This is a genomic window from Bacillus sp. EU52 (genome assembly GCF_037964975.1).
Classification (GTDB): Bacteria; Bacillota; Bacilli; order Bacillales; family Bacillaceae; genus Bacillus; species Bacillus subtilis.
Map to the genome: position 1 here is coordinate 3,992,754 of NZ_CP150177.1, position 14,091 is coordinate 4,006,844.

At 44.9% G+C, this 14,091-nt stretch carries 10 protein-coding genes, 4 tRNA genes and 2 pseudogenes; 1 reads left to right on the forward strand and 15 read right to left on the reverse strand.

Going from position 1 to position 14,091, the window contains the following annotated elements; genetic code table 11:
* Window positions 1-57 precede the first annotated feature (57 nt).
* Together NSU05_RS20500 and rocD are read right to left on the reverse strand one after the other, a co-directional pair.
* Window positions 58-1,461: an amino acid permease gene (locus tag NSU05_RS20500; RefSeq protein WP_003242721.1), complete on the reverse strand. Its 1,404-nt coding sequence runs from the start codon at window positions 1,459-1,461 to the stop codon at window positions 58-60.
* 222 nt (window positions 1,462-1,683) lie between these two features.
* A complete protein-coding gene (rocD, locus tag NSU05_RS20505) occupies window positions 1,684-2,889 on the reverse strand; it encodes an ornithine aminotransferase (RefSeq protein ID WP_024571526.1) in 1,206 nt (401 codons plus the stop codon).
* A 237-nt stretch (window positions 2,890-3,126) separates the two neighbouring features.
* Between rocD and rocR the strand changes: the two genes are divergently transcribed.
* Entirely contained in the window at window positions 3,127-4,512 is a 1,386-nt protein-coding gene (gene rocR / locus NSU05_RS20510; RefSeq protein WP_003244510.1) for an arginine utilization regulatory protein RocR, read from the forward strand.
* Here rocR and NSU05_RS20515 read toward each other — a convergent pair.
* The 13 genes and pseudogenes from NSU05_RS20515 to purA form a co-directional block, all read right to left on the reverse strand.
* Window positions 4,494-4,646 (reverse strand): annotated as a pseudogene (locus NSU05_RS20515) (ATP-binding protein); the annotation flags it as partial. The gene rocR and the pseudogene NSU05_RS20515 sit on opposite strands and share 19 nt — an antisense overlap.
* Before the next feature lie 27 nt (window positions 4,647-4,673).
* Window positions 4,674-4,803 (reverse strand): annotated as a pseudogene (locus tag NSU05_RS20520) (hypothetical protein).
* Between the two features lie 20 nt (window positions 4,804-4,823).
* Window positions 4,824-6,026, reverse strand: a complete 1,203-nt coding sequence (gene htrC, locus NSU05_RS20525; protein WP_015250812.1) for a serine protease HtrC — start codon at window positions 6,024-6,026, stop codon at window positions 4,824-4,826.
* An 81-nt stretch (window positions 6,027-6,107) separates the two neighbouring features.
* A complete protein-coding gene (locus tag NSU05_RS20530) occupies window positions 6,108-6,902 on the reverse strand; it encodes an MBL fold metallo-hydrolase (RefSeq protein ID WP_003226939.1) in 795 nt (264 codons plus the stop codon).
* Between the two features lie 21 nt (window positions 6,903-6,923).
* On the reverse strand, window positions 6,924-7,766 hold the full coding sequence (gene walI, locus NSU05_RS20535; protein ID WP_038429943.1) for a WalRK two-component regulatory system regulator WalI: 843 nt from the start codon (window positions 7,764-7,766) through the stop codon (window positions 6,924-6,926).
* Window positions 7,753-9,120: a WalRK two-component regulatory system regulator WalH gene (walH, locus tag NSU05_RS20540; RefSeq protein WP_003226936.1), complete on the reverse strand. Its 1,368-nt coding sequence runs from the start codon at window positions 9,118-9,120 to the stop codon at window positions 7,753-7,755. Before walH ends, walI begins: the two co-directional genes overlap by 14 nt.
* The gene (walK, locus tag NSU05_RS20545) at window positions 9,110-10,945 is read right to left on the reverse strand and encodes a cell wall metabolism sensor histidine kinase WalK (protein WP_024572714.1); all 1,836 of its coding nucleotides are present in this window, start codon (window positions 10,943-10,945) and stop codon (window positions 9,110-9,112) included. The genes walH and walK overlap by 11 nt, the downstream gene beginning before the upstream one ends.
* A 7-nt stretch (window positions 10,946-10,952) precedes the next feature.
* Window positions 10,953-11,660 carry a cell wall metabolism DNA-binding response regulator WalR gene (walR, locus tag NSU05_RS20550; RefSeq protein WP_003244363.1) on the reverse strand — a complete coding sequence of 236 codons (708 nt, stop codon included), beginning with the start codon at window positions 11,658-11,660 and terminating at the stop codon, window positions 10,953-10,955.
* Window positions 11,661-12,043: 383 nt separating this feature from the next.
* Window positions 12,044-12,116 (reverse strand) — tRNA-Phe (locus NSU05_RS20555).
* A 35-nt stretch (window positions 12,117-12,151) separates the two neighbouring features.
* A tRNA-Asp gene (locus tag NSU05_RS20560) sits at window positions 12,152-12,228 on the reverse strand.
* Between the two features lie 81 nt (window positions 12,229-12,309).
* Window positions 12,310-12,381 (reverse strand) — tRNA-Glu (locus tag NSU05_RS20565).
* A gap of 9 nt (window positions 12,382-12,390) precedes the next feature.
* Window positions 12,391-12,466, reverse strand: a tRNA-Lys gene (locus tag NSU05_RS20570).
* Window positions 12,467-12,690: 224 nt separating this feature from the next.
* Window positions 12,691-13,983, reverse strand: coding sequence for an adenylosuccinate synthase (gene purA, locus NSU05_RS20575; RefSeq protein WP_003226929.1), 1,293 nt, complete (start codon window positions 13,981-13,983; stop codon window positions 12,691-12,693).
* Window positions 13,984-14,091 lie beyond the last annotated feature (108 nt).

Sequence of the window (14,091 nt, forward strand, 5' to 3'; positions counted from 1 at the left end):
AACATTTAAGATAATGTCCTATGCGGGTTCTAACAAAGATGACTTACGGACAACGTTTTAAAGCTCTAGCTGACGATTCGCCTGCTGGCGTTTTTTAATGACGACATGATAAATGATGTAGCAAATGATCATAAACGGTACGCCGCAATACAGCGCGATACGCTGCTCCGGATCAAATGCAAGACTGATGAGCACGACCGTATTTAACGTTAGGCCGATCAGCGGAAGCACCGGGTACAGCGGTGTTTTAAATTTCAAATCTTCTATCTTCCCGCCCTCACGGATATATTTGCGTCTGAACATGATTTGGGAAAGCGAAATTGTAATCCAGCCGACCTGCGCGCTCATGCCCGCCAAAGATAACAGTACCATATATACGGTTTCAGCCTGCGCAAACTTTGTCAGAAGTGATAGGCAGGCCACAGCCATCGTTACGATTAACGAGTACATCGGCACACCGCGCTGATTTGTTTTTCCGAGCGCTTTGAAAGCTTGTCCTTCATTCGCCATCGCGTACAGAATACGTGTCGATGCGTATAAACCTGAATTCGCAACAGATAACAGCGCGATTAAAATAACAAAGTTCATGATATCAGCTGCATATGGGATTCCGATTTGCTCAAATACGGCAACAAATGGACTTTCCACGACTCCAGCCTGTTTCCACGGAATCATGCCGGCAATGACAATGATGGAAAGCACAAAGAACACAAGCGTTCTCCATACTGTCTGTTTGATTGACCGTGGAATCGTTTTTTCAGGGTCTTCACTTTCTCCTGCTGCAACCCCGATCAGCTCAGTCCCCTGAAACGCAAAGTTCACGGTAATCATCGTAATCAGCATTGCCTTTATGCCGTTCGGAAATAACCCGTCTTCATAAAAATGTGTCAAAAACGGCGCCTGCTCTCCACCCTTCAGATCAATCAGGCCAAACATGGCAGCTCCGCCGAGAATAATAAATAAAAGGATAATCAAAATTTTAATGCCTGAGAACCAGAATTCAGATTCCGCAAAGGCTTTTGTGGTGATCGCATTTAAAATAAACATCAGTGCCGCAAAGACCAGACACCAGATCCACACGTCTATATGCGGAAACCAGCGTTGCATCAGCTGCCCCGCTGATAAAAATTCAATGGCGCATGTAACCGCCCAGCCGAGCCAGTACAGCCAGCCGAACGCAAATCCGAAGGCCGGGCTGATAAATTTTGTCGCATAGGTCTGGAAGGACCCCGACACAGGAAAGGCGACTGCCAGCTCTCCTAAGCAGAGCATCGTCAAAAACATGATAAAGCCGCCCACTAAATAGGACAGAACCGCGCCGAGCGGTCCCGCTTGGTTAATGGTAAACCCGGTTCCAAGGAAGAAACCGGTTCCGATCACTCCGCCCAATGAAATCATGAACAAGTGGCGCGATTTCATTGTCCGCTGGAGCTGATTTCCGTTATCTTGGTTTGTATTCACATTCTGCACCCCTTCAGCAACTTGTATTGGATCTAAGCTGGAACATCTGCATGGTGCTATCCCAGTTTGCTGTCCAAAGAGTCTCTATCTATTTAATATAAAATTCACTTCTTCTCATAAAGATACATTATACTAAAATACTGTAGCTGAGCAAATAGGGAGTGCTGATTTTTCTGTTGTAAATTTATACAAACGAAGTGAATATCCCGCCATGGTGCAGATTTATGCGTTTTGCAGCACGTGCTTAATTTTCTCTATTGCCCAATCCAAATCCTCTTTGGAAATGATTAATGGCGGTGCAAAACGAATGACTGTATCATGCGTTTCCTTGCATAAAAGCCCTTCTTCCTTCAAACGCTCACAATACGGACGTGCGGCTTCCGTCAATTCCACACCGATAAACAGCCCTCTGCCGCGGACTTCTTTAATAACCGGGTTGTCAATGCTCTCAAGCTCGCTTTTAAAGTATTCGCCAAGCTCAAGAGAACGATCCGCCAGCTTTTCATCCTCCAGCACTTCTAATGAAGCGATAGACACTGCACATGCAAGCGGGTTTCCGCCAAATGTTGAGCCGTGTGAGCCAGGGTTAAACACGCCTAGGATCTCGCGGTCCGCCGCAATGCATGAGATCGGGAACACACCGCCGCCAAGCGCTTTGCCCAAAATATACATATCAGGGACAATGCCGTCCCAGTCACAGGCAAACGTCTTGCCTGTACGTCCGAGACCCGTTTGAATTTCATCCGCAATAAACAAGACATTCTCTTCCTTACAAATCGCCGCCGCTTCCTGTAAAAATCCTTCAGGCGGAATCACAATGCCCGCTTCGCCTTGAATCGGTTCAAACAAGAATGCCGCTGTATTCGGCGTAATGGCCTGTCGAAGCGCTTCCACATCGCCGTAAGGAATGAGTTTGATTCCCGGAAGCATCGGGCCGAATCCTCGTTTATATTCCTCTTCAGAAGAGAGAGATACCGCCAGCATCGTGCGGCCGTGGAAGTTCCCGACACATGCGATAATTTCCGCTTGATTGTCAGCTACGCCCTTCACTTCATACGCCCAGCGTCTCGCCGCTTTCACCGCGGATTCAACCGCTTCGGCTCCTGTATTCATCGGCAGAATCATCTCTTTGCCTGTCAGTTTAGCTGTTTTTTCGTAAAACGGCCCAAGCTGATCGTTATGAAACGCGCGTGACGTGAGCGTGATTTTATCAGCCTGATCCTTTAATGCCTGAATGATTTTCGGGTGTCTGTGCCCCTGGTTTACCGCAGAATAAGCACTCAGCATATCCATATATTCATTGCCTTCCGGGTCCTTTACCCAAGAACCCAGCGCTTCAGAAATAACAATCGGGAGCGGATGATAATTGTTGGCTCCGTAATGAGACGTCTGATCAATAATTTCTTTGGATTTAGATAAAGCTGGCATATTTGAATTCCCCCTTGTTTTCTGTTTCAACATGTTATCCTGCTTTCCCTTTATATAAATGCAAGTTCTGTGCCAAATCAAGAATTCGTGTGTTTTCTACAATTTTCGAGGACAAGGTGCAAAAACATTCTGATATTTCGAGCAAAAATTCCAGCAAGTGCAAAATTCTTTTGCATATCCTCTCCATTTTTTTATAAAATAGAAGCAATATTAAGAAAACTGAGGGAGGTTCATACAGTGGTCAAAGACAGCGAATTCCTCACATTGGTTTTTCAGAGCATTTTAGATGAAATCGATGTTGGCCTGCACGTGGTAGACGAGCATGGAAACACAATCGTTTATAACAATAAAATGATGCAGATTGAAGATATGGAGAAGCATGACGTCTTGAATAAAAACCTGATGGATGTGTTTATGTTTTCAAAGCAGCAGGACAGTACACTGGTACAGGCTCTTCAGGAAGGCAAGACGATTAAAAACGTCAAACAGAGCTATTTCAATAATAAAGGCCAGGAAATTACGACGATCAATCATACATATCCCATCGTCCAAGACGGCAAAATCAGGGGCGCCGTTGAAATTGCCAAGGATGTGACAAAGCTTGAACGGCTGATCAGGGAGAATATGAACAAAAAAGGCAGCACAACCTATACGTTTGACAGTATTCTCGGCACCAGTCCGGCCATTCAAGACGTCATCGAAAACGCCAAGCGGGCAACCCGTACGTCATCATCTGTCCTTCTCGCAGGCGAAACCGGCACAGGAAAAGAACTGTTCGCGCAAAGTATCCATAATGGAAGCGATCGTTCTGGCGGCCCGTTTATTTCGCAAAACTGTGCGGCATTGCCAGACAGCCTTGTGGAAAGCATTTTGTTTGGGACGAAAAAAGGCGCGTTTACCGGCGCTGTCGACCAGCCCGGCCTGTTTGAACAAGCCCACGGCGGGACGCTGCTGTTAGATGAAATCAACTCGCTGAATCTCAGCCTTCAGGCGAAGCTGCTGCGCGCCCTTCAAGAACGGAAAATCAGGCGCATCGGTTCGACAAAGGATACACCGATTGACGTACGTATTATTGCCACGATGAATGAAGACCCAATTGATGCAATTGCAGGCGAACGAATGCGGAAGGACTTGTATTACAGGCTGAGTGTCGTCACACTGATCATCCCGCCGCTACGGGAGCGAAAAGAAGACATTTTGCTTCTCGCGTCGGAGTTCATCCAGAAAAACAACCATCTGTTCCAAATGAATGTTGAACACATCAGCGATGACGTGAAGCAATTTTTCCTTTCTTATGACTGGCCGGGAAATATTCGCGAGCTTGAGCATATGATCGAAGGCGCAATGAATTTCATGACGGACGAGCAAACGATTACGGCTTCCCATCTGCCCTATCAATACCGAATGAAAATCAAGCCGGCTGACATCCCAGAGCCTGAAACACCAAGACACCAGCCGGCCGCAGACTTAAAAGAAAAAATGGAAAGCTTCGAAAAATATGTGATAGAGAACGTGTTAAGAAAACACGGCCATAACATCTCGAAAGCTGCTCAGGAGCTTGGCATCAGCAGACAAAGCCTCCAATATCGGCTGAAGAAATTTTCTCACTCGTCTAACGAATAATCCGGAGCAGGAAGCCTGATCAGAAAAACAGTGCCTCTGCCGATTTCACTTTTCACTTCAATCATCCCATTGTGATTGTCGATAATCGATTTCGTTATGGCAAGGCCTAATCCCGAACCTCCATATTTTCGGGAGAATGCTGAGAATGGAGGTATTTGCAGTTAACAGCCATTTGCTGCTGTTTCACGTGTAACATCCATCTTGTATTTTTCTTCATATTCGATATATCCTTTTCAACTGAACGGGCGTGACCCCCGTTCAGTTTTTTTGCATATCAAAACAGCCTGGCAAATGATGCCAGACTGTATTGATTAACTTCCTAATTGGTCTGCGGAGGACAGCTTGATGTCTACAGATTTTTCTTTTCCGCCGCGGTAAAACTTCACCTTCACCCGGTCACCGACTTTTTTCTGATAAAGCCGTTTTCGCAGGTCAACAATATCATTTACTTTGTATCCGTCAAATTCCGTGATGACATCCAGTTCCTTCAGCCCCGCTTTTCCGGCAGGTGAAAAGGCGTCTACACCCATCACAACCGCTCCATTGGTGACGTTCTTAGGAAGCTTTAATGTTTCATCCCAATGATAGCTTGCGATGTCGCTTAGGGATTTCATCTCAATGCCAAGGAACGGGCGTTTGACCTTTCCGTATCTCTCTAAATCCTCTATCACAGGGATCACGAGCTTAGATGGAATCGACAGGCCAATCCCTTCAACCGCCGACTCGGCAATTTTCATTGAATTGATGCCAATGACCTTCCCATCCATATTTAACAAAGCACCGCCGCTGTTCCCAGGGTTAATGGCCGCATCTGTTTGCAGGACTTCTGCGTTCCAGTCAGGCTGTCCATCACCGTTTGAATCCACTGGGATCGCCCTCTCCGTACCTGAGATGACGCCTTGTGTGACAGAGCCTGCAAACTCAAGGCCTAACGGGTTCCCGATCGCGATAACCGGCTCCCCAGACTTCACTTTATCTGAATTTCCGAAATCGGCGACTGCTTTAATCTTATCGCTTTTCACCCGTAAAACGGCAAGGTCCATCAGCTGGTCGCTGCCGACAAGATCAGCTGATACACGTGAGCCGTCTTTCAAGCTGATTTCAATTTGGGAAGCGCCTTCGATGACATGATGGTTGGTCACGACATAAGCGGAATGGTCATTTTTCTTATAGATGACGCCAGAGCCGCTCCCAGCCTCGCCGCTCTCTCCCCGTATATCTGATTTTTGGATGTTCACAACACCCACAACGGCGGGCGACACATTGCTGACAATCTTGGTGACCGTATTGTTGACACTGACATTCACCGTCCTGATTGATTCCCGGCCGTTATTGTTCTGCTGCTGATCTAAAGCGCCCGTATCTAGCCCTTCATTTGAAAGGTACGGCATGATAAACGCCATTAATACGGCACCGACAATCACACCAATCAGGCTTGAAAGAAAATATCCTTTTTTGCTTCTCTTTGGCTGTTCAGGAGTAGTATGTTCTTCCTCACGTTCGTAATCCACCATATTCCATCCTTTCCAAGAACGTTAATATGGTTATATTGTGGGTTAGAAGCTCCTAGAATAGTCATGATTTACATAGAAAAATTATACAGCGCAAAGCGGAGTGGCCTTCTTCGGATCAGTGTCGTATAAGTCAAATGTCTCACCCGTCACAAATCCTTTAGAAGCCAATGTCTGCTGCACGGACATTCTTGCCAGCTCCTTCATGTTGTTGTCCTGGCTCAAATGCGCCAGGTAAATACGAGACGTCTCATCGCCAATGACATCCGTCATCGCCAAGGCAGCATCTTCATTTGACACGTGCCCGACGTCACTTAAAATCCGCCGCTTAATGCTCCATGGGTATCTCCCCATTTGCAGCATACCGACATCGTGATTGCTTTCAAACACAAACACATTCGCTGAACGGATAATGCCTTTCATTCGGTCGCTGACATATCCCGTATCTGTCATTAATGCGAGCTTTCGGCCGTTATAATGGAACACATAAAACATCGGTTCGGCCGCATCGTGGGAGACGCCAAACGATTCAACATCAAGTCCGCCAAACGACTTCACCGTCTCCATCGGAAATACAAACTTTTGATCGGTGTCAATTTTGCCGATTTGATTCTCCATCGCTTTCCAAGTCTTCTCGTTCGCATAGATCGGAAGCTTGTACTTTCTGGCGACGACACCAAGGCCCTTAATATGGTCACTATGCTCATGCGTCACAAAAATGCCGTCTACATCATCCAGCTTACGCCCGATCTGCGCCATCAGCCCATCCATGGCTTTCCCGCTCAAACCGGCGTCCACTAAAAATGCGTGATCCTCTGTTTCGAGGTAAAACGCATTTCCCGTACTCCCGCTCGCAAGTACGCTAAATTGCAAGCTCATGTTTGTCTCACTCCATTATTTTCATTGATCTGTATCTAAAATCGTACTCTCCAAAGCATTCACAGTAAAATACTCTTGTACTGTCTTTTTCTCACCGTTCACTTTTTTCTCGTACTCGACCGTAATTCTCCATACCGGCGCCAGCACCTGCGTACTTGTCAGCGGATATTGTGCTACATAGCCGAATTTACAGCTCTTCACAGTGCTGTATTCTTTTAATTGATTTTGATAGTACAATAGCTCAACCGCATCCATTTCAGTAATTAAGCTTTCTTTCTGGATTTGCTTGAAGGTCTCAAGCGTTGTCTGGTCGTACGACACAACCTCGTTTTTACCGTTTAAGTGCAATACCACTTGCCCGATCATATTAGCGGGATTATCGGTCTTTTGGTAAATATAATGGCCCTCGTACGTTTGGAAGAAAATAATTTCTTTCTTCGATTTATTAACCTTCCAAAGCTTATATTTTTCGCCATCTTGAATCTTTGAAGAAACAAGTGCCTGGGCATCGTCCTCGATATCCTTCTTAGATAGGGCGGTGGGATTTGCAAACTTCATTTTCAGGCTCGTTACTTTATGATCATCACTAGGCATGTCCATCAAAGGCTTTTGATCCTTCAGCGCCTCAATTTCCTCCTTGGTGAAGGATTTTTGATTTGCTGTGATCCGATAACCTTCTGTCGCTTCCTTATTCAAACCTTCATACGTGATATGATCGGCCTTCATGTCATGCTCGACATCATTTTTAATGACTTCATATTCTTTGCCGGTAGCCTGCCATTTTTGAAAAAACTGATAGCCTAAGAAAATATCTAAAATGAGGAAGGCAACGATGAAGATTGATTTTGTCTTATTCCACTCCACTGTTAGCCCCCTCCTTCCTCAATAAATCCTTTGTAATCGGCACAATTTTTCCATTTACTTTCATCGCCCAAACCGGTTCCAGTTCAACGAGAGGATCATCGTTGGTTGATGTTGATACCAATTGATAAGCAAGGAAGATCTGATCAATTTTGTCCGTATCATAAGCGGTTTGTTTCGAAAGCAGCATCTTCACTTCGCTGCCGCTCATGAGCTCTGTTTCACTTGTTTTAATCGGATTCGTTCCGAGACTGTAATTCGGCCGCTTATAGCTGAGAATATCATCATTCGCCCATTGCACCGTAATCGCCGATGTCGCTCCGAAAGGTTTGGCGGTGCTGTTAATGACCGGGATCTGATCCATAAAGATATAGAAGCTCAACTGCTGGCTGTCATTGATATTGAAAAATTGATAGTGATCCGTCCAGCTTCCGGTATCCTCAAGGTATTTTTGGCTCTTTTTGATTAATTCACCTGTTTGATAGGATGTGCTCTGCACCAAATTGCGCTGCTGAAATTGCACCTGTCTCTGGCTTAGATTCACATCTAACCGGCTGATCCCATCTGTCAGCACATTTCTGTTGTTGTAATTCGAATCTTCTCTTACAATGCTCGGATCACTAAACAAAGCCTGCTTAAAGGTATTTGTTTTAATCGATTCTGTGACAAATTCTTTTTTGTCCATCGTAAGCGGTTTGTTCGGCAGCAAGAACTCTTTCTTTGAGCCAATGGAGAACAAACTGAACGCCGGCATATTTGATTGCCTGTTTTTCAAGTCGTTCATAATGTTCCGGTAGTTTGCTGATTCAACCGTCACTTCAAGAATGAGCTGCTTGCTGTATGACACCAAATAGATTTTCTTGTTCGCTTTTGTTTCATTGAACGGGATCAGAATATGGTCAAACGAACTGTATTCAAACGACTGATTAGACCATTTAAACAGCGTTTGGAAAATATCAATCGGGATCGTATCGCTGAATTGCAAGTCAAGCTTGGCTTCAGAACCGCCTATTCCATAAAACCAGCTTTTGAATCCAGCCTTGTCATACTGATCCGAAATATCTTTAATTCCTTTCACATCCCAATGCGGCAAGTCAGACCAAATTTCTTCATAGAGGGCATTGTCATCCACTTTGTAATGAGCGCCGTCATCATGGATAAACATGTCCCTTGGCCTTACCGTTTCAGACAGCTTTTGGGTGGTTTTTTCGATTTTATGTTTCACACGAACAGTAGACTCTGTTGAGGATGAGCCTTCAGAAAAGTTTGGCTGGAACGTCCATATCCCCCATGTAAAAACAAGACTGATGACGACGAGTACCGTAAGTAATATCGTTTTTATATTTTCACGCTTCATCCCAATCATCCTCTTGTTCCTCTTTATATGGAAGAGTAAATGTAATCGTCGTGCCTTTTCCTTCTATGCTGTCCGCCCAAATATCTCCGCCGTGCGCCTGTACCATTTCCTTGGCAATCGCCAATCCCAGACCGGTGCCGCCAAGCTTTCTCGTTCTCGCTTTATCCACCCTGTAGAAGCGGTCAAAGACTTTTTCGACATCTTTTTTCGGAATACCAATCCCTTCATCCTTCACGCTGATATAGAGAAGTTCTTCCCCTTCATTGACATCAATCGAGAACGTGACATGTCCGCCTTCCGGTGAATATTTTAAAGCGTTAGAAATAATATTATCGAGCACCTGCGTTATTTTATCCTGGTCAATCTCGACGTACAGATCTCTGTCCGGCAGATTGCGGATAAACTCCACATGCTGCTCTTTTGTCATTTCAAAACGGTCAATAATAAGCGACATAAACCGGACAATCTGAATCCATTCCCGGTTAAATTGATAATCCTTACTGTCAAATTTCGACAGCTGAAGCAGATCATTGACAAGCCGGATCATACGCTCTGTTTCATTTTGCGTCACCATTAAGAAGCGCGGAGCAATGTCTTTATTTTCCCACGCGCCTTCGGCTAACGCTTCTAAATAGCTGCGCATTGTCGTAAGCGGCGTCCGCAGCTCATGTGATACATTCGCAACGAATTCTCTGCGTTCCTGATCCATTTTCTCTTGTTCGGTTACATCGTAAATGACAGCGATTAAACCATCAATTTTGCCGTGTTCCCTTTGAATCACAGAGAAATTCACGCGAAGCACCGTTAATTCATCATCGCGCTCAATTTCAAGCAGCATAGAATCCTGCTGCTCCACTAAATCTTCAAAAGTATAATTCTCTTGAAGCCCCAGCAAACTCGTAATCGGCATTTCTAAGGCTGTTTCACGTGAAACGTTCAACAGTTCCAGCGCCGGGCTGTTTAAGAGAATAATCGCTCCGTTTCGGTTTGTGGCGATAACGCCGTCTGTCATATAAGCAATGACAGAGGCTAGCTTTCTGCGTTCTCCTTCAGTCATCGCCTGGGCATCTTCAAGCTCTCTCGTTAAGTGGTTAAACGTTGTGGCCAGCTGCCCAATTTCATCATGCCCGTACTTTTTAACCTTCCTCGAGAAATTCCCTTTCGCAAGCTCCATCGCCTGCTTTCGCATATCTGAAAGCGGGTGGGTAATGGTTCTTGCCAGAAAAATACCGAGAAGAGCCGTCAAAACAAGTGCCAAACCTGTGCCGGACGCCAGTATCGTGTTGATCGTCTTCATTTGATTAAAGACATCTTCCATACTCGCGACAACATAGATCGCGCCCACAACCTCTTGGTTTTCAGTCATGACGGGCTTCGCGGAAATAAGAACTCTGATTTTGCTTTTCGGGTCATAATATTTTCTTAAATACGACTGTTTGGTAGAAAAAATTCTTTTGAAAATCAGATCGGTCGTTTGTTTCCCTGCCACTTCCTCACCATACGGCTTTGAAGAACCGACCACTTCATAGCTTTTATCTACAAAGCTAATTTCCCGAACCTCATCACTTTTCGTGAAGTCATTCAAAATACGGCTGACGTCATCCTTTATGACGGTGCTGTCGTTATCGCTCTTATATTCTTGTTCGATATAATAAGAAAGGTTGTCGATTCGCTGATTCAGCGATTGTTCATAAGAGCTGATCAGCGACTTCTCTACCTGATTGACAAAATACACACCAATGATTTGCATGGCAATGATAATCAAAAGCACATAAATCAAGGTAATCTTAAATTGGATCGACCGAAAAAAACCAACCTTATTCATATGGGCATTAGTCCTGTTCTGGGTTTCTCAAGTAATAACCTACACCACGGCGTGTGACGATCCAATTTGGATGGCTCGGGTTGTCCTCGATTTTTTCACGAAGCCGACGGACTGTTACGTCAACCGTTCTGACATCGCCGAAGTAATCATAGCCCCAAACGGTTTGAAGCAAATGTTCACGGGTCATCACTTGTCCGATATGTTTTGCTAAATAATGAAGCAATTCGAACTCACGATGAGTCAATTCGATTGTTTCGTCTCGTTTTGATACAACGTACGCGTCAGGGAAGATGACGAGAGAGCCGATATGAATCTCGTTAGAGGAAGGCTCTTCCTCCGCAGGCGCTGTTGTCAGCTGGCGGCGCAGGTTCGCTTTTACACGCGCCAAGAGCTCGCGTGTGCTGAATGGTTTTGTGACATAATCATCAGCACCGATTTCAAGCCCGATAACCTTGTCAATTTCTGAATCCTTAGCCGTCAGCATAATGATTGGCATATCGTATTTCTTTCTGACTTCACGGCATACTTCAACGCCGTCTTTATTCGGGAGCATAATATCTAAAAGAATTAAATCAGGCTGAAGCTCTTCTACCATTTCAACGGCTTCGTTTCCGTCGTGGGCACAGTGCACTTCATAGCCTTCTTTTCTTAAGTTAAATTCCAATATATCTGCAATCGGTTTTTCATCATCTACTACAAGGATCTTTTTATCCATCATTTTGATTTTCCTCCTGCCGAATGACTTTATTTCATCTATATAACATTCGTTTCATCACTTATGGCCCATGTAAAGAATGGGTCCTTGTCTATTATAACGGTTTAAGGTCAAAAGATAAAAAAAATAAAGGTTTAGAAAAAAAACACATGTTTCACCTTTATCGCCAGTTGTTTATCTATTGTCATGCTGGTCAACTTTTTTTAAAAAAGATAACTTTATTGAAACCTCCCCTCACCGGAGTGCGTCTTTATCAATGACGTCTTCTTCTTTGAACCGGCCGCAGGGCCGGTTCTCCCTTTTTCTTCTATTATAACACTCCTCATGTTTGCCTTTTTCCTAAAAGAAAAAACGCACCTACGATTGCAGATGCGTTTGGTAAGTGGCTCGGGACGGAATCGAACCGCCGACACACGGATTTTCAGTCCGTTGCTCTACCAACTGAGCTACCGAGCCAAATGTTTTATTTTTCTCTACTAAGTAAAGTAAAATGGCGGTCCGGACGGGACTCGAACCCGCGACCTCCTGCGTGACAGGCAGGCATTCTAACCAACTGAACTACCGGACCTTACAGTAATTGCCCGGAGAGCTGTCGTGTCAGCTCTCACAGACAAATAAGGAATTTAGCAATAACGCTAAAGTAAATCAATGACCCGTACGGGATTCGAACCCGTGTTACCGCCGTGAAAGGGCGGTGTCTTAACCGCTTGACCAACGGGCCTTCACGAAATGGTGAGCCATGAAGGACTCGAACCTTCGACCCTCTGATTAAAAGTCAGATGCTCTACCAACTGAGCTAATGGCTCTTAAAGATGTCGGAATTTCTATAGAGCAAACGACTTAAATCTAGTTCTCATCTTGTACTCTATTGAAGCAGTTTCCGTAACAACGAGATTTATAATATCACGAACAAATAGAAGTGGCAATAACTTTTTTGGTTTTTTTTCATATTTTTTTCTCAGACCAACTTATATGCGGCTTTCAAACAAAAAACAAGCCCCTGATATAGGGGCTTGCAGACATATTCTATTTAGTTCGCACGGTACACACTGCGAAGGACATTTGTTTGTGAGCGGTCTGGACCGACAGAGAAAATAGAAAGCGGAATGCCTGTCAGCTGAGACACACGCTCAAGATAATGGCGCGCATTTTCCGGAAGCTCGCTCAAGCTCTTCGCACCTGTAATATCCTCAGTCCAGCCTGGCATTTCTTCATATACCGGCTCACATTCAGCAAGTGCCTTAAGACTTGCTGGGAATTCTTCAATGATTTCGCCTTTGTAGCGGTATGCCACACAGATTTTCAACGTTTCAATTCCTGTTAGGACGTCAATTGAGTTCAGAGAAAGATCTGTAATTCCGCTCACACGGCGGGCGTGGCGGACAACAACGCTGTCAAACCAGCCGACACGGCGCGGGCGGCCTGTTGTTGTTCCATATTCGCGTCCGACTTCACGGATTTGATCGCCGATTTCATCTTTCAGCTCAGTCGGGAAAGGACCGTCGCCGACACGAGTCGTATATGCTTTTGATACACCGACAACGTGCTTGATTTTGGTCGGGCCGACACCAGAACCGATCGTGACACCGCCGGCAACCGGGTTAGATGACGTAACAAACGGGTATGTTCCTTGGTCGATATCGAGCATAACCCCTTGTGCGCCTTCAAATAATACACGGCGCCCTTCATCAAGAGCATCGTTTAAGACAACAGATGTATCGCAAACATATTTTTTAATCTGCTGGCCGTACTCATAATATTCGTCTAAGATATCCTCAAGTTTAAACCCTTCTGTCTCGTACATTTTCTCGAGAAGACGGTTTTTTTCTTCAAGATTGCGCTCAAGCTTTTCCGCAAACGCGTCACGGTCTAACAGATCCGCGATGCGAATTCCGATGCGGGCTGCTTTATCCATGTAAGCAGGGCCGATTCCTTTTTTCGTTGTGCCGATCTTGTTAGCCCCTTTACGCTCTTCTTCCACTTCATCCAATTTCAAATGATACGGCAGAATGACGTGAGCTCTGTTGCTGATTCTCAGGTTATCTGTACTGACGTTGCGCTCATGAAGATACGCAAGCTCTGTGACTAATGCTTTCGGATCTACAACCATTCCGTTTCCGATTACACACGTTTTATCCTTATAGAAAATTCCAGACGGGATTAAGTGAAGCTTATATGTGATTCCGTCAAACTTGATTGTATGCCCTGCGTTATTTCCGCCTTGATAACGGGCGATCACTTCTGCATTTTCTGATAGGAAATCTGTAATTTTACCTTTTCCTTCATCGCCCCATTGCGTACCTACTACAACTACTGAAGACATGTCCGTGCACCTCCGTTAACCTTTCAAAACGATTCTATTCAAACAAATCAAGTTTATCAGTGAAGAAACAGAAAGTCAATTGTAAATCCGAACATTAAATTATTGTAA